This window comes from Streptomyces sp. NPDC008125 (assembly GCF_042957125.1).
Taxonomy (GTDB): domain Bacteria; phylum Actinomycetota; class Actinomycetes; order Streptomycetales; family Streptomycetaceae; genus Streptomyces.
This window is the reverse complement of the sequence record NZ_JBIBHR010000001.1, coordinates 158,766-184,036: the sequence shown is the minus strand read 5'-3', so window position 1 is coordinate 184,036 and position 25,271 is coordinate 158,766. Positions and strand designations below refer to the sequence as shown.

20 protein-coding genes are annotated in these 25,271 nt (G+C 73.2%); 7 read left to right on the top strand and 13 right to left on the bottom strand.

The window, feature by feature from the left end; genetic code table 11:
- The first annotated feature begins 41 nt into the window (after nucleotides 1-41).
- A complete protein-coding gene (galU, locus tag ACFZAX_RS00815; protein ID WP_390957718.1) occupies nucleotides 42-956 on the top strand; it encodes a UTP--glucose-1-phosphate uridylyltransferase GalU in 915 nt (304 codons plus the stop codon).
- A 121-nt stretch (nucleotides 957-1,077) separates the two neighbouring features.
- Here the strand turns inward: galU and ACFZAX_RS00810 are convergent, their stop codons facing one another.
- The 5 genes from ACFZAX_RS00810 to ACFZAX_RS00790 form a co-directional block, all read right to left on the bottom strand.
- The gene (locus ACFZAX_RS00810; protein WP_390957717.1) at nucleotides 1,078-3,207 is read right to left on the bottom strand and encodes a 3-hydroxyacyl-CoA dehydrogenase NAD-binding domain-containing protein; all 2,130 of its coding nucleotides are present in this window, start codon (nucleotides 3,205-3,207) and stop codon (nucleotides 1,078-1,080) included.
- Nucleotides 3,204-4,430 carry an acetyl-CoA C-acyltransferase gene (locus ACFZAX_RS00805; protein ID WP_390957715.1) on the bottom strand — a complete coding sequence of 409 codons (1,227 nt, stop codon included), beginning with the start codon at nucleotides 4,428-4,430 and terminating at the stop codon, nucleotides 3,204-3,206. The genes ACFZAX_RS00810 and ACFZAX_RS00805 overlap by 4 nt, the downstream gene beginning before the upstream one ends.
- A gap of 336 nt (nucleotides 4,431-4,766) precedes the next feature.
- Nucleotides 4,767-6,047, bottom strand: coding sequence for an HRDC domain-containing protein (locus tag ACFZAX_RS00800; RefSeq protein ID WP_390957714.1), 1,281 nt, complete (start codon nucleotides 6,045-6,047; stop codon nucleotides 4,767-4,769).
- Nucleotides 6,048-6,166: 119 nt separating this feature from the next.
- Entirely contained in the window at nucleotides 6,167-6,829 is a 663-nt protein-coding gene (locus tag ACFZAX_RS00795; RefSeq protein ID WP_266710186.1) for a response regulator transcription factor, read from the bottom strand.
- 249 nt (nucleotides 6,830-7,078) lie between these two features.
- Nucleotides 7,079-7,735 carry a DUF3000 family protein gene (locus ACFZAX_RS00790; RefSeq protein WP_390957712.1) on the bottom strand — a complete coding sequence of 219 codons (657 nt, stop codon included), beginning with the start codon at nucleotides 7,733-7,735 and terminating at the stop codon, nucleotides 7,079-7,081.
- A 92-nt stretch (nucleotides 7,736-7,827) separates the two neighbouring features.
- Between ACFZAX_RS00790 and hemE the strand changes: the two genes are divergently transcribed.
- The gene (gene hemE, locus ACFZAX_RS00785) at nucleotides 7,828-8,901 is read left to right on the top strand and encodes a uroporphyrinogen decarboxylase (protein ID WP_390957710.1); all 1,074 of its coding nucleotides are present in this window, start codon (nucleotides 7,828-7,830) and stop codon (nucleotides 8,899-8,901) included.
- Nucleotides 8,902-8,946: 45 nt separating this feature from the next.
- Here hemE and ACFZAX_RS00780 read toward each other — a convergent pair whose 3' ends face one another.
- The gene (locus ACFZAX_RS00780; RefSeq protein ID WP_390957708.1) at nucleotides 8,947-10,332 is read right to left on the bottom strand and encodes an FAD-dependent oxidoreductase; all 1,386 of its coding nucleotides are present in this window, start codon (nucleotides 10,330-10,332) and stop codon (nucleotides 8,947-8,949) included.
- 73 nt (nucleotides 10,333-10,405) lie between these two features.
- Nucleotides 10,406-11,419, bottom strand: a complete 1,014-nt coding sequence (locus tag ACFZAX_RS00775; protein ID WP_390957706.1) for a DUF4349 domain-containing protein — start codon at nucleotides 11,417-11,419, stop codon at nucleotides 10,406-10,408.
- A gap of 126 nt (nucleotides 11,420-11,545) precedes the next feature.
- Between ACFZAX_RS00775 and hemG the strand changes: the two genes are divergently transcribed.
- The 3 genes from hemG to ACFZAX_RS00760 all read left to right on the top strand — a co-directional run bounded on the left by hemG (nucleotide 11,546) and on the right by ACFZAX_RS00760 (nucleotide 15,147).
- Nucleotides 11,546-12,973: a protoporphyrinogen oxidase gene (hemG, locus tag ACFZAX_RS00770; RefSeq protein WP_390957705.1), complete on the top strand. Its 1,428-nt coding sequence runs from the start codon at nucleotides 11,546-11,548 to the stop codon at nucleotides 12,971-12,973.
- 132 nt (nucleotides 12,974-13,105) lie between these two features.
- Nucleotides 13,106-13,819: a hydrogen peroxide-dependent heme synthase gene (gene hemQ / locus ACFZAX_RS00765; protein WP_390957703.1), complete on the top strand. Its 714-nt coding sequence runs from the start codon at nucleotides 13,106-13,108 to the stop codon at nucleotides 13,817-13,819.
- Nucleotides 13,820-14,175: 356 nt separating this feature from the next.
- Nucleotides 14,176-15,147, top strand: a complete 972-nt coding sequence (locus ACFZAX_RS00760) for a PfkB family carbohydrate kinase (RefSeq protein WP_390957701.1) — start codon at nucleotides 14,176-14,178, stop codon at nucleotides 15,145-15,147.
- Between the two features lie 22 nt (nucleotides 15,148-15,169).
- On the opposite strand, the gene ACFZAX_RS00755 is transcribed toward ACFZAX_RS00760, so the two are convergent.
- Nucleotides 15,170-16,816: an alpha/beta fold hydrolase gene (locus ACFZAX_RS00755; RefSeq protein ID WP_390957699.1), complete on the bottom strand. Its 1,647-nt coding sequence runs from the start codon at nucleotides 16,814-16,816 to the stop codon at nucleotides 15,170-15,172.
- A gap of 139 nt (nucleotides 16,817-16,955) precedes the next feature.
- A complete protein-coding gene (locus ACFZAX_RS00750; protein ID WP_390957697.1) occupies nucleotides 16,956-17,756 on the bottom strand; it encodes a TIGR04222 domain-containing membrane protein in 801 nt (266 codons plus the stop codon).
- Nucleotides 17,757-17,876: 120 nt separating this feature from the next.
- Here ACFZAX_RS00750 and ACFZAX_RS00745 point away from each other — a divergent pair, with 120 nt between their 5' ends.
- A complete protein-coding gene (locus ACFZAX_RS00745; protein ID WP_390957696.1) occupies nucleotides 17,877-18,407 on the top strand; it encodes an AAA family ATPase in 531 nt (176 codons plus the stop codon).
- The gene (locus ACFZAX_RS00740; protein WP_390957694.1) at nucleotides 18,395-18,616 is read left to right on the top strand and encodes a hypothetical protein; all 222 of its coding nucleotides are present in this window, start codon (nucleotides 18,395-18,397) and stop codon (nucleotides 18,614-18,616) included. The genes ACFZAX_RS00745 and ACFZAX_RS00740 overlap by 13 nt, the downstream gene beginning before the upstream one ends.
- 51 nt (nucleotides 18,617-18,667) lie before the next feature.
- Here the strand turns inward: ACFZAX_RS00740 and ACFZAX_RS00735 are convergent, their stop codons facing one another.
- The 4 genes from ACFZAX_RS00735 to ACFZAX_RS00720 form a co-directional block, all read right to left on the bottom strand.
- The gene (locus ACFZAX_RS00735; protein ID WP_390958388.1) at nucleotides 18,668-19,750 is read right to left on the bottom strand and encodes a TIGR04222 domain-containing membrane protein; all 1,083 of its coding nucleotides are present in this window, start codon (nucleotides 19,748-19,750) and stop codon (nucleotides 18,668-18,670) included.
- A gap of 2 nt (nucleotides 19,751-19,752) precedes the next feature.
- A complete protein-coding gene (locus tag ACFZAX_RS00730; protein WP_390957692.1) occupies nucleotides 19,753-21,078 on the bottom strand; it encodes a DUF692 family multinuclear iron-containing protein in 1,326 nt (441 codons plus the stop codon).
- Nucleotides 21,079-21,329: 251 nt separating this feature from the next.
- Entirely contained in the window at nucleotides 21,330-22,787 is a 1,458-nt protein-coding gene (locus ACFZAX_RS00725) for an extracellular solute-binding protein (protein WP_390957690.1), read from the bottom strand.
- Nucleotides 22,784-25,267 carry a substrate-binding domain-containing protein gene (locus ACFZAX_RS00720; protein ID WP_390957689.1) on the bottom strand — a complete coding sequence of 828 codons (2,484 nt, stop codon included), beginning with the start codon at nucleotides 25,265-25,267 and terminating at the stop codon, nucleotides 22,784-22,786. Before ACFZAX_RS00720 ends, ACFZAX_RS00725 begins: the two co-directional genes overlap by 4 nt.
- Nucleotides 25,268-25,271 lie beyond the last annotated feature (4 nt).

Here is a 25,271-nt window from a genome sequence, read left to right as displayed (position 1 = left end):
CTCGTGCCGACTGGCCGCCATCCGTTGTGGAGAACACGTTTATGCCTTCGCACCACCGCAGCACCCGCAAGGCCGTCATCCCGGCCGCGGGCCTCGGTACCCGATTCCTTCCGGCGACCAAGGCCACGCCCAAGGAGATGCTCCCGGTCGTGGACCGTCCCGCCATCGAGTACGTGGTGGCGGAGGCCGTACGCAGCGGACTCGACGACGTGCTCATGGTCACCGGTCGCAACAAGCGCGCCCTGGAGGACCACTTCGACCGCGCCTACGAACTCGAGCACCTGCTGGAGCTGAAGGGCGACCACGGCAAGCTGCGCCAGGTCCGTGAATCGAGCGAACTGGCCGACGTCCACTACGTGCGGCAGGGCAACCCGCTCGGCCTGGGCCACGCCGTGCTCTGCGCCGAACCGCACGTCGGCGACGCCCCGTTCGCGGTGCTGCTCGGTGACGACCTCATCGACGAGCGCGACGCCCTGCTCTCCCGGATGCTGGAGATCCAGGAGCAGCGCGGCGGCAGCGTCGTGGCACTCATGGAGGTCGAGGACGACCGGACGCACCTGTACGGATGCGCGGCCGTGGCCCCCGTGGGCGACGAGGCGGACGACGTACTGGTCGTGACCGATCTCGTCGAGAAGCCCGAACCCGGCACCGCCCCCAGCAATCTCGCGGTGATCGGGCGGTACGTCCTCGCCCCGCAGATCTTCGAGGCCCTGCGCAAGACTCCGCCCGGCCGCGGCGGAGAAATCCAGCTGACCGACGCTCTGCGTCAGTTGGTTCTCGACCCGTCCATCGGCGGCCCCGTGCACGCGGTGGTCTTCCGTGGCCGCCGCTACGACACCGGCGACCGCGGCGACTACCTGCGCGCCGTCGTCCGCCTCGCCTGCGAACGCGAGGACCTCGGGCCCGAATTCCGCGCCTGGCTCGGCGAGTTCGTGAAGGACGAGGGCATCCTCTAAGCGGTGTCCCGGCCGGCCGGCCCGTCCCCCGGCCGGCCCGGCTTCCGCGACGGGGTGTGAAAACGCACCTGGGCCGCACGGGAACTCCCGTGCGGCCCAGGCGCGTTGTCGAGCGACTGCGTTACGCCGGTACGCTCGCCACGCCCGGCGCCAGGAACGGCTTGCCGTTCACGCGCGCGGAGACACCCGCCCGGTCCAGGTACGGCGTGATGCCGCCCAGGTGGAACGGCCAGCCCGCACCGGTGATCAGGCAGAGGTCGATGTCCTGCGCCTCGGCGACGACGCCCTCGTCGAGCATCAGGCCGATCTCCTCGGCCACCGCGTCCAGGACGCGGTCCCGGGTCTGCTCCTCGGTCAGGACGGTGTCGCCCTGTTCCAGGAGAGCGGCGACCTCGGGGTCGAGCTCCGGCTTGCCGGAGTCGTAGACGTAGAAGCCGCGCTTGCCCGCCTCGACGACCGCCGCGAGGTTCGCGGAGACCGTGAAGCGCTCCGGGAAGGCCCGGTGCAGGGTCTCGGAGACGTGCAGACCGATCGCCGGGCCCACCAGATCCAGCAGGACCAGCGGCGACATCGGCAGACCGAGCGGCTCGACGGCGCGCTCGGCGACGGCGACCGGGGTGCCCTCGTCGATGACGTTCTGGATCTCGCCCATGAAGCGGGTGAGGATGCGGTTGACGACGAACGCCGGGGCGTCCTTCACCAGCACCGCGGTCTTCTTCAGCTTCCGGGCCACACCGAACGCCGTCGCCAGTGCGGCGTCGTCCGTCCGCTCGCCGCGCACGATCTCCAGCAGCGGGAGGATCGCGACCGGGTTGAAGAAGTGGAAGCCGACGACCCGCTCCGGGTTCTTCAGCTTCGACGCCATCTCGGTGACCGAGAGGGAGGAGGTGTTGGTGGCGAGGATCGCGTGCGCCGGGGCGACCGCCTCGACCTCCGCGAACACCTGCTGCTTGACGCCGATCTCCTCGAAGACGGCCTCGATGATGAAGTCGGCGTCGGAGAAGCCCTCCGCCTTGTCCAGCACACCGGTCACCAGGGCCTTGAGGCGGTTGGCCTTGTCCTGGTTGATGCGGCCCTTGCCGAGCAGCTTGTCGATCTCGGCGTGGACGTAGCCCACACCCTTGTCGACGCGCGCCTGGTCGATGTCCGTGAGGACGACCGGTACTTCCAGGCGGCGCAGGAAGAGCAGCGCGAGCTGGCTGGCCATCAGACCGGCGCCGACGACACCGACCTTGGTGACCGGACGGGCCAGGCTCTTGTCCGGGGCACCGGCCGGGCGCTTGGCCCGCTTCTGGACCAGGTTGAAGGCGTACAGCCCGGAGCGCAGCTCACCGCTCATGATCAGGTCGGCGAGCGCCTGGTCCTCGGCGTCGAAGCCGGCGCCCAGGTCGCCGTCCTTTGCGGCGGCGATGATCTCCAGCGCGCGGTAGGCGGCGGGGGCCGCCCCGTGCACCTTGGAGTCCGCGATGGCCCGGCCGCGCGCGACGGCCTGGTCCCAGGCGTCGCCGCGGTCGATCGCGGCTCGCTCGACCACGGTCTCGCCCGTGAGGACGCCGGCCGTCCACACGAGCGACCGCTCCAGGAAGTCCGCACCCTCGAAGAGCGCGTCGGCGATACCGAGCTCGAAGACCTGCGCGCCCTTGAGCTGGCGGTTCTGGTTCAGCGAGTTCTCGATGATCACCGAGACCGCGCGGTCGGCACCGATCAGGTTCGGCAGCAGCGCGCAGCCGCCCCAGCCGGGCACCAGACCGAGGAAGACCTCGGGCAGCGAGAAGGCGGGGAGCGCCTTGGAGACGGTGCGGTACGAGCAGTGCAGGCCGACCTCGACCCCGCCGCCCATCGCCGCGCCGTTGTAGTACGCGAAGGTCGGGACCGCGAGGCCGGAGAGGCGGCGGAAGACGTCGTGGCCGCCCTTGCCGATCCGCACCGCGTCCTCGTGGTTCTTGAGGACTTCGAGGCCCTTGAGGTCGGCGCCCACGGCGAAGATGAACGGCTTGCCGGTGATGCCGACGCCGACGATCGAACCCTCGGACGCCTCCTTCTCGACCTGGTCGATCGCCTCGTCCAGGTTGGCCAGCGACTGCGGGCCGAAGGTGGTCGGCTTGGTGTGGTCCAGGCCGTTGTCCAGCGTGATGAGGGCGAACCGGCCCGCGCCCGCCGGGAGGTCGAGGTGACGCACGTGCGCCTGGGTGACGACCTCGCCCGGGAAGAGCTCGGCCGCTCCCTTCAGCAGCTCGGTGGTGGAGCTCACTTGGTGCCTCCGTCGGCGTCGAAGTGCGGGTTCTCCCAGATGACCGTGGCGCCCATGCCGAAGCCCACGCACATCGTGGTGATGCCGTAGCGGACCTCCGGCTGCTCCTCGAACTGGCGGGCCAGCTGCGTCATCAGACGGACGCCGGAGGAGGCGAGCGGGTGGCCGTAGGCGATGGCGCCGCCGTACTGGTTGACGCGCGGGTCGTCGTCCGCGATGCCGTAGTGGTCGAGCAGGGCGAGCACCTGCACGGCGAACGCCTCGTTGACCTCGAAGAGACCGATGTCACCGATGGCCAGACCGGCCTTGGCCAGGGCCTTCTCGGTCGCCGGGATCGGGCCGTAGCCCATGACCTCCGGCTCGACGCCGGCGAAGGCGTACGACACGAGACGCATCCGGACCGGCAGGCCCAGCTCGCGGGCGACGTCCTCGGCGGCGAGCAGCGAGGCGGTGGCACCGTCGTTGAGGCCCGCCGCGTTGCCGGCCGTGACGCGGCCGTGCGGGCGGAACGGGGTCTTGAGGCCCGCGAGGGACTCCATCGTGGTGCCGGGGCGCATCGGCTCGTCGGCGGTGACCAGGCCCCAGCCGGTCTCGCCGGCCTCGGCGTTGGTGCGGCGCACCGAGACGGGCACCAGGTCCTGCTGGATCTTGCCGTTGGCGTACGCCTTGGCGGCCTTCTCCTGCGAGCGCACGGCGTAGGCGTCGGCGCGTTCCTTGGTGATCTGCGGGTAGCGGTCGTGCAGGTTCTCGGCGGTCATGCCCATGAAGAGGGCGGACTCGTCGACCAGCTTCTCCGAGACGAAGCGCGGGTTCGGGTCCACGCCCTCGCCCATCGGGTGGCGCCCCATGTGCTCGACACCGCCGGCCACGACGACGTCGTAGGCGCCGAAGGCGATGGAGCCGGCCGTCGTGGTGACGGCGGTCAGCGCACCGGCGCACATGCGGTCGATCGAGTAGCCGGGGACGGACTGCGGCAGACCGGCCAGGATTCCGGCGGTCCGGCCGAGGGTGAGGCCCTGGTCGCCGATCTGCGTGGTCGCGGCGATGGCGACCTCGTCGATCCTCGCGGGGTCCAGGTCCGGGTTGCGGCGCAGCAGCTCCCGGATGGCCTTCACGACGAGATCGTCGGCGCGGGTCTCGTGGTAGATGCCCTTCGGGCCCGCCTTGCCGAACGGGGTGCGGACGCCGTCGACGAAGACGACGTCCCGGATGGTACGAGGCACGATGGCTCTCCTCCAGGGTGCGGGATGGCACTGCTGCGGGGCACGCCCGGAAGCGTGCTGCCCGCCCTCATGCTACTTGCGGGTAACCAGACTGCCCACCCCCTGTGGCCGGAGCGTCGAAGGTCACACACGCTCAGGGCCTCGCGCGAGGCCGCCAACCTGGCGCGAATTCGATCCTCGCGGCACGCACGGCCAATGCACGGGCACCCCGGCTCCCGACACGACGGCACCCCCGGCGGCCGTGTAATCCGGTGACCGGGGGTGTCGGGTGTCGTCGTGCGGTGTCGAATGCCTTCGTGTGCCGGACCGGTGCCGCAGGGGCGCCGGGCCGGGACGTCAGGAAGTCGCGCTGGTGTTCAGGGCGTCCAGCAGCAGCGGGGCCACGAGGCCGATCTGCCAGCGCCGTGCGCCGTACCCCGCGAGCAGGTCCTCGACCGCGCCCGGGGTGACGCTCTTCGGCGGCTCCCAGCAGACCCGGCGCACGGTGTCCGGGGTGATGAGGTTCTCCGGCGGCAGGTGCAGCCGCTCGGCGAGTTCGGAGACGGCGGCGCGGGCGGCCGAGAGCCGGTCCGCCGCCTCGGGGTCCTTGTCCGCCCAGGCGCGCGGCGGCGGCGGGCCCGCGAGCTGCTGGCCCGGCTGCGGGAGCTCGGACTCCGGCAGCGCCTTCGCACGGTCCACGGCGGCCTGCCACTGCTCCAACTGGCGCCGGTTCACGCGGTGCCCGAAACCGGGCAGCGCGGACAGCGCCTGGACGTTGGCGGGCATCGCGAGCGCGGCCTCCACGATCGCTCCGTCGCCGAGCACCTTGCCGGGGGAGACGTCGCGCCGCTGGGCGACCCGGTCGCGCGTCTCCCACAGCTCCCGTACGACGGCCAGCTGCCGGCGCCTGCGCACCTTGTGCATGCCCGAGGTGCGGCGCCACGGGTCCTTGCGCGGCGGGGCGGGCGGCGCCGACGCGATCGCGTCGAACTCCTCGCGGGCCCACTCCAGCTTCCCCTGGCGGTCCAGCTCCTTCTCCAGCGCGTCCCGCAGGTCGATCAGGAGCTCGACGTCGAGCGCCGCGTAGCGCAGCCACGGGTCGGGGAGCGGCCGGGTGGACCAGTCGACGGCGGAGTGGCCCTTCTCCAGCGCGTACCCCAGGACGTTCTCGACCATCGCACCCAGGCCGACCCGGGGGAATCCGGCCAGTCGTCCGGCGAGCTCGGTGTCGAAGAGGGACGTGGGGAGCATGCCTATTTCGCGCAGGCAGGGGAGGTCCTGCGTGGCGGCGTGCAGGATCCACTCGGTGCCGGTCAGGGCCTCGCCGAGACCGGACAGGTCCGGGCAGCCCACGGGGTCGACCAGGGCACTGCCCGCGCCCTCGCGGCGCAGCTGGACGAGGTAGGCGCGCTGGCCGTAGCGGTAGCCGGAGGCGCGCTCGGCGTCGACGGCCACCGGGCCACTGCCGGCGGCGAAAGCGGCGATCACCCGGGCGAGGGCGTCGTCGTCCGCCACCACCGGTGGAATGCCCTCGCGCGGTTCCAGCAAGGGGATCGGCGCCGGGGCGACGTCGTCCGGGGGAGCGCCCCCGGTGGTTCGCAGTGTCGTGTCTGCTGCGGTCTCTTGGGCGTCGGTCACCCGTCAAGGGTATCCGTGTATGCGCGACACCCGACGACGGAACGTTCCGTCGTCGGGTGTCGGGTGCGTAAACCGGCCGGATTCGGCATCCCCGCCTGCGCGGGCGCCGGCGGGGGTGGTCAGTGGATGATGCCGGTCCGCAGGGCGACGGCGACCATTCCTGCGCGGTCTCCGGTACCGAGCTTGCGGGCGATGCGGGCGAGGTGGGACTTGACCGTGAGGGCGGAGAGGCCCATCGAGACGCCGATGGCCTTGTTGGACTGGCCTTCGGCGACCAGGCGGAGCACCTCCACCTCGCGGCCGGACAGTTCGCGGTAGCCGCCCGGGTGGCTCGGGGAGCCGGGGGGCCGGCGGTGCATACGGGCGGCGTTGGCGCCGATGGGGGCGACGCCGGGTCGGTTGGGGTGGCCGATGTTGGTACGGGTGCCGGTGACGACGTAGCCCTTGACGCCGCCCGCGAGGGCGTTGCGTACGGCACCGATGTCGTCGGCGGCGGAGAGGGCGAGACCGTTCGGCCAGCCTGCGGCTCGGGTCTCGGACAGCAGGGTCAGCCCGGAACCATCGGGCAGGTGGACGTCGGCAACGCAGATGTCGCGCGGGTTGCCGACGCGGGGGCGGGCCTCCGCGATGGACGACGCCTCGATGACGTCACGAACTCCGAGGGCCCACAGATGGCGGGTCACGGTGGAACGGACGCGCGGGTCGGCCACGACGACCATGGCCGTCGGCTTGTTCGGGCGGTAGGCGACCAGGCTTGCGGGCTGCTCTAGGAGAACGGACACCAGGCCTCCTGGGGGAGTGGCGGGACGGGCCGGCTCGGGGATGAAGCCGGGGCGAACCGTGCTTGAAGGGTCATTGACCTCTTCGGCAGCAGACCCGTCCTCCTTTAGAGGAAGATCACGATTTGGTGAGTAACAATTCGGACAAATCGGACGCGCGATCGATTGTACGACCATAGGGCCGATGGTCGGCCGACCCGGCCGGGGGAGCGTCGTCGACCGACGAGAACGCCGCGAGGCGCGGGGCGGCCATCAGGCCTGCGGCCCCCGGCGCTGCGGCAGGGTGACCACCGTCGCGTCGGCCGGACCGGACGGCGGCAGGCCCGCGATCTGGCAGAGCAGGTCCCCCCAGGCCGTCAGGTGCCCCGCCGTGTCGGGCACCCCGCCCGGACCGTCGCCGGGCGTCCAGGACGCGCGGATCTCGATCTGGGTCGCGGGCCGGCGGCTGCCCAGCTCGCCGAAGTAGTGCGACCCCGCCCGGGTGACCGTGCCGCCCGCCGACCCGTAGGTGAGACCGCGCGCCTCCAGGGCGCCCGTCAGCCAGGACCAGCACACCTCGGGCAGCAGCGGGTCGGCGGCCATCTCCGGCTCCAGCTCCGCCCGTACGAGCGTCACCAGGCGAAACGTTCCCTGCCAGGCCTCGTGACCGGCCGGATCGTGCAGCAGTACCAGGCGTCCGTCCGCGAGGTCCTCCTCGCCGTCCACGACCACCGCCTCCAGGGCGTAGGCGTGCGGGGCCAGCCGCTGCGGCGGCCGGGTCGCCTCGACCTCCAGCTCGGGACGGAGCCGCGCCGAGCGCAGCGCCTCGACCGCCGACCGGAAACCGGGCGGAGTGGGTTTGCTCTCCGCACCGTCCTTCTGGGAGGTGTGGTCGGAATGATCGGAGAACTGTTCCTGCGCCGGAGCCATGCGGGGAAGAGTAGGCGGAACGCGGGCCGCGCGCAGGGAGAGACACCCTGGTGGGACCGTGCTCCTTGGGGCTTCGTGCGAAGATTCTGTGCGTGAGTGCCAACGACCGCCCCCCGGGCCAGCTGACAACGACCTCCGCCACCCACGACTCGGCGTTCCTGAAGGCGTGCCGACGTGAACCCGTGCCGCACACCCCGGTCTGGTTCATGCGGCAGGCGGGCCGGTCGCTGCCGGAGTACCTGAAGGTCCGTGAGGGCATCGCGATGCTCGACTCCTGCACGATGCCGGAACTGGTCACCGAGATCACGCTGCAGCCCGTGCGGCGCCACAAGGTCGACGCCGCCGTCTACTACAGCGACATCGTCGTCCCGCTCAAGGCCATCGGCATCGACCTGGACATCAAGCCCGGCGTCGGCCCCGTGATCGCCGACCCGATCCGCACCCGCGCCGACCTGGCCCGGCTGCGCGATCTGACGCCCGAGGACGTCCCGTACGTCACCGAGGCCGTCCGCATGCTCACCGCCGAGCTCGGCGAGACCCCGCTCATCGGCTTCGCGGGCGCCCCGTTCACGCTCGCCAGCTACCTCGTCGAGGGCGGTCCGTCCCGCAACCACGAGCACACCAAGGCCATGATGTACGGCGACCCGGAGCTCTGGGCCGACCTCGTGGACCGGCTCGCGGAGATCACCGGCGCCTTCCTGAAGGTCCAGATCGAGGCGGGCGCCTCGGCCGTACAGGTCTTCGACTCCTGGGTCGGCGCGCTGTCCCCCGCCGACTACCGCCGCTCCGTGCTGCCCGCCTCCGCCAAGGTCTTCGACGCGGTCGCCTCCTACGGCGTCCCGCGCATCCACTTCGGCGTGGGCACCGGCGAGCTGCTGGGCCTCATGGGCGAGGCCGGTGCGGACGTCGTCGGCGTCGACTGGCGCGTCTCCCTGGACGAGGCCGCCCGCCGCGTCGGCCCCGGCAAGGCGCTCCAGGGCAACCTCGACCCGGCGGTGCTCTTCGCCCCGACCGCCACGGTCGAGGAGAAGACCCGCGAGGTGCTGGACGCCGCCGCCGGCCTGGAGGGCCACATCTTCAACCTCGGCCACGGCGTCATGCCGTCGATGGACCCGGACGCCCTCACCCGGCTCGTCGGCCACGTCCACGAGCAGACCGCGCGCTGAACGGACCGGGCCGCCCGCGCGGAGCGGGCGGCCCGGCTTCCGCCGTCACGCCGCGCCCGCCGCCCGTACCGCCGTGCTCGCCTTGCGGGCGGCCACCAGGACCGGGTCCCAGACGGGGGAGAAGGGCGGGGCGTACCCCAGGTCGAGGGCGGTCATCTCCTCCACCGTCATCCCTGCGGTCAGCGCCACCGCCGCGACGTCCACCCGCTTCGCCGCGCCGTCACGGCCCACGATCTGCACGCCCAGCAGTCGGCCGGTGCGGTACTCGGCGAGCATCTTCACCGTCATGGGCGCGGCGCCCGGGTAGTAGCCGGCGCGGCCCGTCGACTCGATCGTGGCCGTCACGAACCGCAGCCCGACCGCCCGGGCGTCCTTCTCCCGCAGCCCGGTCCGGGCGATCTCCAGGTCGCAGACCTTGCTCACCGCCGTACCGACCACGCCCGGGAACGTCCCGTAACCACCGCCGACGTTGGCGCCGATGATCCGGCCGTGCTTGTTGGCGTGGGTGCCGAGCGCGATGTGCCGGGTGCGCTTCGCCACCAGGTCCAGCACCTCCACGCAGTCGCCGCCCGCCCAGATGTCCTCGTGCCCGACCACCCGCATCGACAGGTCGGTCAGCAGACCGCCGTGCGGCCCGAGCGGCAGCCCGGCCGCGCGGGCGAGCTCCGTCTCCGGCTCCACCCCGATGCCGAGCACCACCACGTCGGCCGGGTACGTCTCCGCCCCGGTCGCCACCCCGGACACCCGGCCGTCGGGGCCGGTGCGGATCTCCGTGACCGCCGCGCGGTTCACCGTCGTGATGCCGAGGCCGTCCATCGCCTCGTGCACCAGGCGCCCCATGTCGGGGTCGAGGGTGGCCATCGGCTGCTCACCCCGGTTCAGCACGGTCACCTCGAAGCCCCGGTTCAGCATGGCCTCGGCCATCTCGACCCCGATGTACCCCGCGCCCACCACCACCGCGCGCCGCCGTCCGGGGCCCACCCGGTCCAGCGAGTCCAGCAGCGCCTGGCCGTCGTCCAGCGTCTGCACCCCGTGCACGCCCGGGGCGTCGATACCGGACAGCGCCGGGCGCACCGGCCGGGCCCCGGTGCCGATCACCAGCTTGTCGTACCCGGTCCAGGCCGACGTACCGGTCTCCAGGTCCACCGCCCGCACCCGACGGCCCGCGACGTCGATCTCCGTCACCTCGGTGCGGGTGCGCAGATCGATGCCGCGGGCCCGGTGCTCCTCGGGCGTACGGGCGATCAGGTCGTCGCGTTCCGCCACGTCCCCGCCCACCCAGTACGGGATGCCGCAGGCGGAGTACGAGGAGAAGTGGCCGCGCTCGAAGGCCGTGATGCTCAGCTCCTCGGGCCCCTTCAGCCTGCGGGCCTGCGACGCGGCGGACATGCCCGCCGCGTCGCCCCCGATGACCACCAGTCGCTCCGTCATGCCAGGTCCCTTCGCCGCGGTGTGTGCCGACCGACCACGCTAACGGCGTTTCGCGGGGATCCCCCCGGCAGTCTCAGGGAACGGGTGTCGTGCCCGGTTCCGCCCGCTCTTCCGCGGCGGCCGGGACGGCGGCCGTACCGGCCTCCGGGACCCGGCGACGGCGCACCACCAGCCGCCAGACCACCAGGGCCAGGGCGACGACCGCCAGGAACGGTGCGGTGGCGCCGATCGCCATCGCGATCCAGCGGAGCGTCGTGACGAACGCGTCCCACCCACCGGTCACCGCGTCCAGGAAACCGGTCTCGTCGTCGGCCGCGGCGGAGGTGTCCGGCTCGTACAGATCCAGGGTGATCGTCGCCAGCGAGGTGCGGTCGGCCAGGCTCGCCCGCTGTGCCAGCAGGGACTCCAGGTCCGCCTGACGGCTGCTCAACTCCCCTTCGAGGGCCACGACATCGCTGATCCGTTCCGCCTTCTCCATCAGGGCGCGCACCCGGTCGACGCTCGCCCGCTGGGTCGCGACGCGGCTCTCCACGTCCACCACCTGGTCGGTGACGTCCTTCGCCTCCGAGGTGCGCGACAGCAGCCGGCCCGCACCGGTCAGCCGCCCCAGCACGTCCTCGTACCGGTCCTCCGGGACGCGCAGCACGAGGTGCGAGGCGTCGTGGACGTCGTCCACCCGCTCGGTCGCCTCGCTCTCCACGAGCCCGCCGCTGCCCTCGGCGGCGGACCGGGCCGCGGCCACGGCCTTCGGGACGCTCTTCACCTCGACGGACATCTCCGTGGTGCGGATGACGCGGGCGGCGGCCGTCGCGGTCTTCTCCGCCGCCTTCCCGTCCGCCTTTCCGCCCGCTGCGGGGCGCGAGCCGTCCGACGCCCCCGAGTCGGCCGCGACCTCCGCCCCGCTGCCCTCGTCCCGCACGCCGGCCGCCTTGCTGTCGGAGGCGGACCCGCCCATGCCACCGCTGTCGTCGGCGCCGCACCCGGCCACCGCGAGCAGGACGACGAGCGCCCCGGCCGCGACACCCGCCCCCCGGCTACGGAGGCGCGGGCGCTCCGGCCGTCGTCGGGCTCTCTGCGTGAACTGCATGACTGGTCCCCCCGGTCGGTGAGTCGATGTGTGCCCTTGGACGTACCGGCCGCTCGTCGGGTTTCCCGGAAGCGGTTTCGAAGCAGTCACGGTCGGGACTCGTTCCGGGTTTGAGAGAGTGGACCCATGCAGGGTTTCGAACAGCACGCGCACGCGAACACACCGCACGTCGTCGTGGTCGGCGGAGGGATCGCCGGACTGGCCGCCGCCCACCGGCTGCTCGGCAGCGGGGTACGGGTCACTCTCCTGGAGGCCTCGGCACGGCTCGGCGGGAAGCTCATGACGGGCGAGGTCGCGGGCGTCCAGGTCGACCTCGGCGCCGAATCGATGCTCGCCAGGCGCCCCGAAGCGGTCGGCCTGGCCCGCGCCGCCGGACTCGGCGACCGCCTCCAGCCGCCCGCCACGGCCGCCGCCTCCCTCTGGACCCGCGACGCGCTCCGCCCGATGCCCAAGGGCCACATGATGGGCGTCCCGGGCGACCCGGAGGCGCTGCGCGAGGTGCTCTCGCCCGAGGGCATCGCCCGTATCGCCCAGGAACGCGAGCTGACCGCGACCGCCGTGGGCGACGACGTCGCGGTCGGTGCGTACGTCGCCGACCGGCTCGGCCGCGAGGTCGTCGACCGTCTCGTGGAACCACTGCTCGGCGGGGTGTACGCGGGCGACGCCTACCGGATCTCCCTGCGCGCCGCCGTACCGCAGCTCTTCGACATCGCCCGGCAGGGCGGACCCCTGCTCGACGGGGTGCGCCGGGTCCAGGAGCGGGCCGCCGCGCGGCAGGCGGGCGGACCCGTCTTCCAGGGCATCGCGGGCGGCCTCGGAACCCTGCCGGACGCGGTGGCCGGCACCGTGCGGGCCCAGGGCGGCGAGATCCTCACCGCGACCCCGGTGCTCGGCCTGTCCCGTACGGAGGCCGGCTGGGACGTCCGTACGGAGGCCGGGGTGATCGCCGCCGACGGCATCGTCCTGGCCACCCCCGCCTGGTCCGCCTCCACCCTGCTGGCCGCCGAGTCCCCGGCGGCCTCCGCCGAGCTCGCGGGCGTCGAGTACGCCTCGATGGCCCTGATCACCATGGCGTTCCGGCGTGAGGACGCCGAGGCGGTGGAGGCCCTGCGCGGGCGCTCCGGCTTCCTGGTGCCCCCGGTCGACGGCCGCACGATCAAGGCCGCCACCTTCTCCAGCAACAAGTGGCAGTGGGTCGCCGACGCCGACCCCGGCCTCTTCGTGCTCCGTACCTCGGTCGGCCGGTACGGCGACGAGGACCACCTGCACCGCGAGGACGACGAACTCACCGCGTTCTCCCGCACCGACCTCGCCGCAGCCACCGGCCTCACCGCCGCACCCGTCGGCACCGCGGTCACCCGGTGGATCGGCGGTCTCCCGCAGTACCCGGTCGGCCACCTCTCCAAGGTCGACCGCATCCGGGGCGAGGTCGCGAAGCTGCCCGCCCTGCGGGTCTGCGGCGCGGTCTACGACGGCGTCGGCATCCCCGCCTGCATCGGGAGCGCGCAACGCGCCGCCGACGAGATCGCGGCCGAGCTCACGGGCCGGCCGTGAGCCTCGTGGTCTCCCCCGCCGCGCCCGCCGCGACGGCCCCTTCAGGGAAGATCGCGGAGACGATCGCGGGGGAGATCATCGCCACGCCGACCCTGGTTCGGGGCACGGAAGGCGAGGCGGGACAATAGCCGTATGAGTGCGCCTGAGAAGATCCCGAACGCCGGCAAGAAGGCCAAGGACCTCAACGAGGTCATCCGCTACACCCTGTGGTCCGTCTTCAAGCTGCGCGACGTGCTGCCGGACGACCGCGCGGGCTACGCCGACGAGGTCCAGGAGCTGTTCGACCAGCTCGCCGCCAAGGACATCACCGTCCGGGGCACCTACGACCTCTCCGGTCTGCGCGCCGACGCCGACCTGATGATCTGGTGGCACGCCGAGACCTCGGACGAGCTCCAGGAGGCGTACAACCTCTTCCGGCGCACCAAGCTGGGCCGCGCGCTGGAGCCGGTCTGGTCGAACATGGCGCTGCACCGCCCCGCCGAGTTCAACAAGTCGCACATCCCGGCCTTCCTGGCCGACGAGACGCCCCGCGACTACGTCAGCGTCTACCCGTTCGTGCGCAGCTACGACTGGTACCTCCTGCCCGACGAGGACCGCCGCCGGATGCTCGCCGACCACGGCAAGATGGCCCGCGGTTTCCCGGACGTCCGCGCCAACACCGTGGCGTCGTTCTCGCTCGGCGACTACGAGTGGCTCCTCGCCTTCGAGGCCGACGAGCTCTACCGCATCGTCGACCTGATGCGCCACCTGCGGGCCTCCGAGGCACGGCTCCACGTGCGCGAAGAGGTGCCGTTCTACACCGGTCGCCGCAAGGCGGTCGCCGACCTCGTCGCGGGACTCGCGTAGGGTCCTCTGGTCGGCGTTCTCCCGGGGGCCCTCCCGGAAGACCGCCGGCCACCCGCACACCTGGTGGCCCGACTCGCAATGCCGGCGTTTCCCGGCCACCCCCGACCCGGAAGATCAGACGGCGTCCGGACGCGTCCAGCGTCACGGACAGCCGCTCCAGCGACACCGGGTCCGGCTCCGGGTGCGGCTCGCAGCCTGCGTGCCGCACCGGCGTCCTTCCGGGGCGTGCGTGGTCCTCCGTGACCCGCACGCCCCGGGACCCAGGGCCCGCGCCCGTATCCCTTTCGGGAGGTGCCGGGGCGCGGCGGCGCGACCGCCTCCCGGGCCGCCCCCAGAAGAAAGCCCGAGGCCCGGTCATGACGTCTCCGCCCGTTCCGCCCCTTCCGCCCGTCACCGTCATCGGTGAAGCCGTCGCCGACGCCTTCCTCGGGGCGACCGCACCGGACGGATCGACTCCGCTGACCGTCCACGCGGGCGGCGGCCCCGCCAACACCGCCGTCGCGCTCTCCCGGCTCGGCACCCCCACCCGCTTCGCGGGTCGCCTCTCGAAGGGCCCGCTCGGCACCCTGCTGCGCGAGCGGCTCGCCTCCGCAGGCGTCGACCTCGGCCCCTCGGTCACCAGCGCCCGCCCCGCGACCCTCGCCCTCGCCCGGATCGACGAGAACGGCGGCGCCTCCTACGACTTCTACGCCGAGGCCACCGCGGACTGGCAGTGGACACCCGCCGAGCTCACCGCGGCCCTCGCGGCCGAACCACCCTCCGCCTGCGTCCACACCGGCAGCCTCGCCCTCGCGCTCCCGCCGGGCGCCGCCGCGATCGAAGCCGCCCTCGAACACGCCCGGCACACCGCCACCGTCTGCGTCGACCCCAATGTGCGCCCCACCCTGGCCGACGTGGAGCGGCTGCGCTCCCGGCTGCCGCACTGGTGCGCCCTGGCCGACATCGTCCGCGTCAGCGCCGACGACGTGGAGCTGCTGATGCCGGGGACCGGGCCGGACGAGGCCGCCGACCGGCTGCTCGCGGCGGGCGCCGGGCTCGCGGTGGTGACCCTCGGCGGCGACGGCGCCCTCGCCCGTACCCGCGACCTCGACGTCCGGGTGTCCGCGCCGGCGGTGGACGTCGTCGACACGATCGGCGCCGGGGACGCCTTCACCGCCGGCCTGTTGCACCGCCTCGCGGCGGACGGGCTGCTCGGCGGCCGGCTGGACGGCCTGACCGCACCCGCGCTGCGGGGCGCGACGGAGTTCGCCGCCGCGGTCGCCGCCCGCACCTGCGCGGTGGCGGGCGCCCAGCCGCCGTACGCCGCCGAGATGGAGCACTCCGGCTGAGCCGCCGCCCGGCGCGTCGCCGTCAGGGGGCCGGGTCGCCCCGCAGGACGCGCTGCGGTCCGGCGTCCCGGGGGACGGCCCGGTTCAGCGCGAGCGCGTTCGGCTCGCGGTGCGGGGCGCACTCGGCGTCCCGCGCGGGCACCCGGCCCGTCAGCAGGTACGTCTCCAGGTGGCCGTTGACGCACGCGTTGTCGGCGCCGCCGATGCCGTGCGAGCCCGCGTCCCGCTCGGTGACCAGCACCGCCCCGCGCAGCCGCCGTCGCAGCTCCACCGCACCCGCGTACGGCGTCACCCCGTCGCGCTCCGCCGCCAGGACCAGCACCGGCGGAATCTCACCGAGCCCGGTCCGTACGTCCAGCGGCTCCTGCCGGGGCCGCGGCCAGGAGGCGCACGGCAGGTTCGCCCAGGCGCCCGCCCAGGCGGCGAACGGAGCCCGGAGGGCCGCCCGGGTGTGGTCCAGGTCCCAGACGCGCCAGTCGGCGGGCCACACCCCGTCGTTGCACTCCACCGCCGTGCGGACCGCGTCGGCGTTCTCGTCGCCCTTCGCCGTGTACGGCCGGGGGGAGGCCTGGGCGACCAGCGGCTGCGGGTCGCCCTTCACGTACGCGGCCAGGGCCGACGCCCGCATGGCCCAGTAGTCGTCGTAGGAGGCGGCGTTCAGGAAGGCCGCCTGGAGCTGGGCGGTCCCGACCGTGCCGCCCGCAGGGTTCCGCGCCACCTCGGTCCGCACGCGGTCGTACCGGCCGCGCACCGCGTCGGCGGTCGTTCCCAGGCCGTACACGTCGTGGTGGCGGGCGACCCAGGAGAGGAAGTCCCCGAAGCGTGACTCCAGGGCCCGCGAGCGGGACAGGCCCGTCCGGTAGCCGATCCGCCGGGCGTCCGGGTCGAGCGGCGAGTCGAAGACCATCCGCCGTACGTGCGAGGGGAACAGCGTCGCGTACAGCGCCCCGACGTACGCGCCCTGGTCCGTGCCCATGAAGGTCAGCCGGGGCTCGCCCAGCGCGGCCCGCAGCACGTCCAGGTCGCGGGCGCCGTCCAGCGAGGAGTAGTGGCGCAGCGCCGGCCCGGCGGCGCGCACGCATCCGTCGGTGTAGGCCGTCGCGAGGAGGATCCGCTCGCGCTTGTACGCGTACGAGGGCTGCTGCGGCGAGTCGGTGGGCGTCCCGGCCGCCTCCTCGGGGCGGCGGCAGGAGAGCGCGGGCGACGGGGCGACGCCGCGCGGGGCATAGCCCACCAGGTCGTAGGCGCGGGCGGTCTTCCGCCAGGCCGTCCACTCGCCGACCAGCGGGAACGTGATGCTCGCCGCTCCCGGGCCGCCCGGGTCGTAGACCAGCGCGCCCTGGTGTCCGGCGGCGTCGCCGGTGGCGGTCCTCCGGCTGACGGCGAGTTCGATCTGCGGCCCGAAGGGGTGCGCGTAGTCGACCGGAACGGAGAAGGTCCCGCACCGCAACGACTCGGGCAGCATCTCGCCCTCCGGGCACTCGCCGAAGGCGATCCCCCGTCTCCCCGCCCGTCCTGCGGCGATCACCGTCCCCCACGGCTCGGGCACCGTGACGTCCGCCCGGGCCGCCGCGCCGGTGACCGCGGGTGCGGCCGTGGCGGATGCGGCGGCGGGCAGCGAGGCGAGGACCAACGCCCCGGCCGTCGCGTACCGCGTGAATGCTCTCACCGGTCGGTCCCTTCGTCCGTGCCCCGCCAGGCGTCCTGCGGGGCGGAAGAGGATCGTCGGGCGTGCGTGGCGGTGGAGTAAAGGACCGGCGGACGGCGTGCGGGAGCGTGTCCCGCGTGAGGGACCGGCGCACCCGGTGTCAGCAGGCGTGCCCCGGCCCTCCCGTACGACGGCCCGTCAGTGCGGCGCGGAGCAGCGGGTCCTGCACGGCACGCAGGCCGCGCACGGCGACGGCGGCCAGCAGATGGCGGTGGGTGCCGCGCCCCGCACCGGACGCCCGCAGCGAGTCGAGCCTTTCCTGCCCGGTGGGGGAGGCCCACGGGCTGTACGGATGGTTCTCGATCCGCACGATGAGCAGGCAGCCCACCACGAGCACCAGCGGCAGCGCGAACCAGACGATCTCCGGTCCACCGGGCGAGAGCGACCGGCCCGGCAGCAGCACGGAGGCGAGCGCCAGCACCACGATCAGCACCGCCGCGCGCTTGACCTCGCCCAGCGCCGCCGCCGTCGCGCCGCGCAGCGCGTGCGGCACCGCGAGACCGGCCGCCACCAGCCGGTCCGCCAGCGCGCGTACCGGCTCCGCCGACGCGGCGGCGGCCCGTACCGGCGCGATCCTCGACTGGCCCTCGGGCCCGATGGCCCGGATCACGGTGCGTTCGACCTCGTCCCGGCCCTGGGGGTCCACCACCGTGGCCCAGCCGGTGTGGGCCAGCAGCAGACTCCGCCTCAGGTGCATGGAGACCAGCGCCAGATCGGCGACCCGCTCCGGACCGCCGGCCAGGAAGGCCGTCTCGTACAGGCTCAGGTCGTACGGCGCGGGGTCCGGACGACGGGAGGAGGCGGCCGGGGGCTGGGCGGCCCTGGCGGCGACGAGACAGAGCCGCAGACAGGAGAGGGCCGCCGCGGCCCATGCGATCAGCAGGCATATCAACCAGACCATGGGTGATTTCTATGCGAGCGGAGGAGTGAGCGGTACGGCTCGTTCACCATCCGGACACGTATGAGGGGGCGAAGTGGACGTTCGGCGGTGGCCGTTCCCCGTCCGCAGTAGCGTGGGCCGGTGATCGTATGGCTCAACGGAACCCACGGCGCCGGCAAGACGACGACCAGCGCCCTCGTGCAGCGGTTGATCCCGGACTCACGAGTGCTCGATGCCGAGAAGATCGGCGAGACCCTCATGGACATCGAGCCCGGCCTGCCCGGACCGGACAACTTCCAGCACTGGCCGCCGTGGCGCCCGCTCGTGGTCGAGACCGCCCGGCACGTGCTCGACTACACCGGCGGCACCCTGGTCATGCCGATGACCGTGCTGGTCGAGGAGTACTGGCGCGAGATCAGCGCGGGCCTCGCCCAGCACGCCATCCCCGTGCGCCACTTCGTCCTCCACGCCGACCAGGAGACCCTGCGCGGGCGCATCGAGGGCGACTCGGTCATGGGCCCTTCCGCGTTCCGGCTGGAGTACCTGGAGCCGTACGCGGAGGCGGCCCGCACCTGGCTGCACCGCGAGGCCGAGGTCGTCGACACCACCCACCTCACGCCGGCCGAGACCGCCGGGCGCATCGCGGAGGCCGTGAAGGGATGGAACGCCTGAGGGACCGGCGGCGGGCGACGGCCGTTCGCGGCCCCATGGCGGGAACCGGCTTCACCGACCTGCGTCTGGGCTTCTACGACGAGTACCACGCCACTCCGGAGCTGCTGGGCTGGCTCCTCACCGACGTACGCGCCCGCGCCGGTGACGCCCGTCTCGACGATCCGTACCTCCTGGAGCACTGGCGAACGACGGTACGGGACACCCGCTGACCGTGCGGCGGGCGGCAGGAGACGCGCTCGCCCGCCGCCCCGTTCTCCCGCTCAGCTGCTCCCGCCCCCGCAGCTCGACCCGCCGCCCCCGCAACTGGAGCTGCTCGACCCGCAACTGGAGCCGCCCCCGCCGCAGCTGGAACTCCCGCTGCCGCAACCGGAGCCGCTCCCGCCGCAGCTGGAACCCCCGCCGCCGCAACCGGAGCCGCTCCCGCCGCAGCTCGAAGCTGACCCCGAGCCGGACCCCGATCCGCAACCGGCGCCCGGCCCCGCGCCCGCACACCAGACCACGGGTACCATCGCCGCCCCCGCCACGCCCGTGGCGTCGCCCCCGTAGGGGTGCGCGGGGGAGGACCCGCCCCGGCGGCCCTGGCCGGGCGACCGGTACCGCGCCGCCGCCGTCAGCTGGTTTCGCAGAGCAGGATCCGCCGACGCCCGCACGCCGTACGCGGCGACCAGCTGCGCGGGCGATCCGCCCGCGGCTCGGGCCGCGCGGTACGCCCCCACCGCCGCCACTCCCGCCCTGGTGATCCGCGCCCGGGCACCCACCGCCACCACCAGGCCGGTCACCCCGCCGAAGAAGATCGCGGGCAGCATCTTGACGACGAACGGGAACGGCATCCCGGCGTAGCCGTCGAGGGCCGCGTACTGGACGAAGGTCGCGATCATCGAGACGGGGAAGAGCACGAGAGAGACCACGCTCTGGATCCCGCCCCACCGGCGCCGCCTGCGGAGCTCCTCCGGCCGGGCCAGCAGGCCCCGGGCCGCCAGGCCGTCGCCGATCTCCTGCACGGCGGGGTGGCGCATGACCGCGAGGCGCAGGAGGTGCAGCGCCCCGCTGGGGGCGAGCGCCAGCTCGTGCAGGACGGCACGCTCCACCGGGTCCTGGGCGTAGGGCCGCAGCACGGAGACGATGCCCGGTCCGCCGATCACGACGCGCCCGTCGGTGTGCAGGGCGGTGAGGGCGGTGTCCACGACCCTCGCAGGACCCCCGCCGAGGAAGGCCGCCTCGTGGTCGTCGTACACCGCGGCGCCGGAAGCGGCACCCCGGGGGCCGCTCCGGGCGCGCGCCGAGAGGAGCAGGACGCCGGAGACCACGATTCCGAGTGTCAGCAGCAGGGCGATCAGGTTCATGGTCATCGGTTCCCCCCGGAAGACGCCCCGAGTGCGGTGGTGGACGTGACGAGCGCGGCCCGCGCCGCACGGACGAACCGGGTCGTGCGCCGGGGCGGCCGGGCCCCTGCGCGCTCCTGCCACCAGTGGGTCAGCCGGAGCCGGGCCGCGGTGTCGGCGGGCTCGCCCGCGATCAGCAGGTGCTCCGCGAAGGCGAGCGCGTCCCGGCGGTAGCCGGAGGCCGGCGGACGGCCCTCGGCATAGCGGAGGAACGCCGCGCGGTACCCGGTTCCGAGGATCTCCGGCAGCTCGGGCGCCACCTTCGCCACGATGCCCGCCCGCTTGGCGGCCAGCGCCCGGCTCTGTACGCCCAGCCGCTCCGCGTCGAAGCCGGCCGGGACGGGCGCACCGGCCACCAGCGAGGCGAGCAGCCCGCTCTGCGCCCCGGCCAGGCGCTCGCGGGCACCGTCCGTCGTCGCCCGGGCCCCGGCCGCTGCCGTTCGCGTCGGAGCGCTCCTACGAGGATGGCGCGCCGCCTCCAACGTTTTCCGGATCATGGCGAGTTCCCCGGCCAGCTCCTCGGCGGGCGGGAAGTCGTCGTCGCGTTCCAGCAGCACACCCGGCGGGTCCACCCGGGAGCGCAGCTCCGACAGGACGTCCAGGACCGGGGCCGTCACCGGGTGCGCGTGCGTGTCGTGCCAGACTCCGTCCTTCTCGACGCCGCCCGCCACATGGACGTACGCGATGGCCTCCACCGGCAGTTCGTCCAGCGCCGTGGCGGGGTCCTCGCCCCGGTTGACGTGGTTGGTGTGGAGATTGGCCACGTCGATCAAGAGGCGGACCCCCGTCCGCTCGACCAGCTCGGCCAGGAACTGCCCCTCCGTCAGCTCCTCGTCCGGCCAGTTGACCAGCGCCGCGATGTTCTCCAGCGCCAGCGGCACCGGCAGCGCGTCCTGGGCGATCCGCACGTTCTCGCACAGCACGTCCAGGGCGTCCCAGGTCCTGGGTACGGGCAACAGGTGGCCCGCCTCCAGCGCGGACGAACCGGCGGCCGGCCCCCCGGCCCGTACGAACGCGACGTGCTCCGTCACCAGCGGCGCACCGAGCAGCTCCACCCGCGCCGCCAGGTCCGCCAGCCGCCGCGGATCGGGGCGCTCCGCGCCGCCGAGCCCCAGCGCCACCCCGTGCGGCACGACCGTGACGCCCCGCGCCCGGAGCCGTACCAACGAGTCGGGCAGATGATCCGCGCAGAGGTTCTCCGCGACGGCCTCCGCCCACTCGACGCCCTCCAGCGCCTCCACCGCGTCCGCGATTTCCGGACGCCAGCCGATCCCGACACCGAGCCTCATGGCGTTCCCCCTCTCCGGGCGATCCGTTCGCTTCCCCCGGGTTCGCTTCCCCCGGCTGCCCCTGGATTCGCCGCCCGTGGAGAGGTGATGACCCCGGCGCGACACGGCGAACCCGAACGGAGAGACGTTCAGAGCAGGATTTGAGGTTGCGGGGGACGGAAGGGGGGTGGTGGCGCGATCGTGTACCCCGCTCCGGAGACGCCGCTCCCCTCGGGCCGGTCGTACGGGGCAGGGCCCGGCACGGCGCGCCGTCAGCCGGCCGTGGGCATGGCCCTGCGCAGGGCCGCGTCGAGATCTTCGGCCAGCTCCTCGTTGCCCTTCGAACGTCCTTCGCCGAAGAGCGGCGCGAGCTCGGTGCGCACCGCTTGCGTGAAGGCGCCGTAGTACGGGGTCCGCGGACGCAGCGCGGCGCCGCGGAGGGCGTCCAGGAGCGTGCCGGAGGCGTAGGCGGGACGGCCCTGCCCGTCACGCGGCATGGGGTCGGCGCTCTCGCCGGAGCCGGCCGGGGACGCCGCGGTCTGCCCGCGTTCCGGGCAGGTGAGCCCGCCCTTGTACGCGGACGTCCTGGTCGCCGCGAACCCGGCGTGCAGCAGGCGGCATTGGCTGTTCTTGTCGGTGAGAAAGCGAATGAGGTCCTGGGCCGCCGCGGCGTGCGGAGAGTCGCGCGTCACCGCGAGGTTCTGGCCGCCCAGTACCGCCTTGCCCGGCAGGGGGACGACCTGAAGCTGGTCCTCGTCGAACGTCTGGCTCAACGCGCCGTAGGCATAGGGCCAGTGACGCAGGAAGGCCGTCTTTCCCGCGGCGAAGTCCGCCAGCGAACCGGCCTCGTCCGCCTTGTACGTCAGGGTCAGCGCGCGGGCGGTTCTGGTGCGCAGGTCGCTGATGCCGCTCAGCAGTTTCTCCTTGTTCCCCGTGTAGCGGCCCTCGTCGTCCGTGAGCGTGGCTCCGTCGTCGTCGGACGACGCGAACGCCTCGACGGCGTTGACCGTACGGCCCTCGTAGTCCTTGAGCTGAGTGGTCCAGCCGGCCTTGTACTCCGGGGGCATCTGCGCCCGGTCGACGTCGTTGATCACTCCCTCCAGATCGCTCCAGGTCTTCACCTTTCCTCTCAGGTCGGTGTACCCCAGGTCCGCTCTCCTCAGATAGTCGGGCCGGTAGTAGAGGAGGCCGACATCGCTGTTGAACGGTACGGAGTAGACGTCCCCGTCCCAGCGCGCCGTGCGTGCGACGGAATCGATCACGTCGTCGTCGAGCAGGTCGTCGCTCAGGGCCCGGACGAGACCGGCGGCGGCGAACTCCGGTACCCAGGTGACGTCGAGATTGACCACGTCGTAGTCCGCGCTGCCCGACTGCAGTGCGCCGAGCAGCTGACTGCGCTGCTGATCGGCCGAACCCGACAGTTCGACGAGGTGGGCCCTGTAGGCGCCCGCGCCGTTCGCCGTCCTCTGTCCGGCGTTCCAGTCGTCTATCAACTGCTGCCGGACACCGCCCTTGCCGGTGACGTCCCGCCCGCTCGCGACGAAGATGTCGCGGGACCCGCTGCTGTCGGACGTGGGGACGGCACCCTGCCCGCCGCCGTCGGCGCCGTCACCACCACCGGTGCATCCGGCCGCCAGGAGAGAGAGCGCGAGCATCACGGCCGGCCACGGCGTCCGTGCGCGGAAGCGTCGCCGGGGTGCCGTCCGGGACCCGGGGAGCGGTGAGGTCATCGCTGGTCTCCCGATCCGGTCCTGGCGACCTCGTCCTGCAGCGCGGGCACGAGATCGCTCCGGTTGGCGTCCAGGCACCGCCCCCCGCTGGCCACCGCGATCAGCTCGTTGGGCTTTCCCGGATCGCACGTGCCCTGCTGCACCGACACCACGACCACGGGGATCCTGCGCGCACGCGCCGACTTCAACAGTCCGGCAAGCCGCCCTCCCTCGGTCAGTTTGTCCTTCTCCTCGTCGTCCGTGAGGTAGACGATCAACCGCGGACGCTGGTCGCCGGTGTTCTGGTCCGCCATGAATTCCCAGGCGTCTTTCAGGGCCTTGTACGGATCGGCCTCGACGTCCTCGACCTTGGCGTGCTTGTCGATCGTCGATTCCGCGTCCGCGTTCGAGTGCTGCCCGAACGTGAGCAGATCGGTGTGCGAGGTGCCGTCCTTCTCGCCGACCGACCAGACGCCGTACGTGTCGTTGACGCCGAGGCCGCGAAGCGACTGCTTCAGGATGCCGGGAGCGCCGCTCGGTCCATGCCACTTGTCGCCCATCGAGCCGGAGCTGTCCAGCAGGAACAGCACACTGCCCGGGCCGTTCGCGCCGCGGTACGTGCGGAGTGCGGCGTCCATGGTGTCGCCGCTCGCCGCTCCCGCGAGCGGACCCGTGTCGGCGAGTGTGCCCGCGGCGGGCTTCACGGCCCAGGCCGTCGCACCCGCACCGGCGCCCGCAGGCGCCCGGAAGCCGTCCCCGCGGAAGATCCCCGCACCGTCCTCACCGACGAGCCACTTCCGGAATCCGTCCGCGGCCTCGTTCCTGGCGTCCCGGTCCCGCTGCGCGTTCTGCCAGGTCACCCGGACGTAGGTGAGGTCGAGCCCCGGCACGTCGTCCGGGTACTGTGCCACGCGCTCGGTACGGCTCCCCGACTCGCATCCGCCACCGGTCGTGAAGAGGTGCTCGGGAACGAGCACCGCCGTACGGTCGTCCACCTCGTCCACCTCGGCCAGGTCGCACAGCAGATCGTTCGCGGTGGGCGCGGGTGGCCCGGGATACGCGACGGTCTCCTCGGCTTCCCTGCCCGATGCGGCCGTCGTGTAGAGCCCGCTCGACGCCAGCAGGGCGGCCTCCGCGAACTCCGGGTCGGCCCGGCGCACCTGCGCCTGGGGATACTTCGACCGGAGGCCTTTGAGCAGGTCGGCGAGGTTTCGGCCATCACGCTGCGACAGGGCCTGCGTGAAGCTCTTGGGCACGGCGAGGACGACCGGCGAGGAGGCCAGCGGCTGGAGGTCACTCATCGACGCGTAGGCCGGACCGGTCCCGGAGCTCGCCCGTTCCACATCGGCCGAGACGGCCGGAATCCAGATGTCCGGCTGGGCCCCGATGTCGCGCTGCGGATTGATGTCACCGGTCGCGGGCTGCTGCCAGGCCCCGGTGTCGTCCCGGAACGCCGCCACGACGTCGGCGGCGCCCGCGCTGTACGTGGTGATTCCGCTGCGCCGGCAGCCGTCGCCCGTACGGTTGGCGTCGGACGCCATGTAGGCCGTGGCGGCCTCGCGCACGGTCGACTCGATGTCGGGGTCGGTCAGCAGCCGCAGCTCCAGAGGCGGCGCGCAGCGTACCGGGGGGCCGAGCCCGGGCAGGACCCAGATGCCACAGCCGAGGAGCACCACGACGGCAGCGGCGGCGGCGACGACGGCGGCCCGTCTTCTGCGCCACCAGGGCTGCGGCCGGTCCTCTTCCTCATCTTCAGGGGGGAGGTCGGTGGCCAGCAGAACGTCCACACCGGAGGTCGCGGGCCTGCTCTGCGGCTCCCACGGCTCGGGGCGTTCCGTCCTGTGATGCTTGGTCATGTACGCCCTGAGCTCTTCGGAGAGCGCGTGGAACCCGACGTCGCCGCCCTGGCCGGCCACGCCGCCCTTCAGTATCCGCAGAAGCTGCTCCGTGAAGGGCGTGGGCCGCGTGCCGGGGCCCGCGCCGATCAGGTTGTTCGCCTGCACGCTCATCAACTGGGAGACGCGCTGCTTCTCACGGCGGGCCTCCCAGACGAGTGCGGCGTTTCCGGCGTGGCAGCAGTCGAGGATGACGACGATCTGCTCGGCCGGGCTGCTCACCAGGGTGCCGAGTATCTGGCTCCACGACTGGGACCCCTGGAACACGGCGGCCGAGCCGGCGACGACGCGCGCGTTGCGCATCTGGAGCCAGAGCTCGTCCGCGGCGGCGGGGACGGCGCCGTGGCCGGCGAAGTAGAACAGCAGCAGCCCCTCGGCCGACTGCACCGCCTCGTTGAGCGCGCGGGTGAAATCGTCGACGCCCTCGGGCCTGCACACGGTGATCTCGTCCGGCTCGAAGAGCTTCCCCGTACGCAGCACCTCCGACAGCTGCGCCAGGTTGTGGTTCACGGCCCGCAGGTCACGCGGCTGTATCTCCTGGTACTCGGGCACACCGACGAGTAGCGCCCGATTCGCCCTCCCCCGTGGGTCGAACCGCTGTGGCACCGGG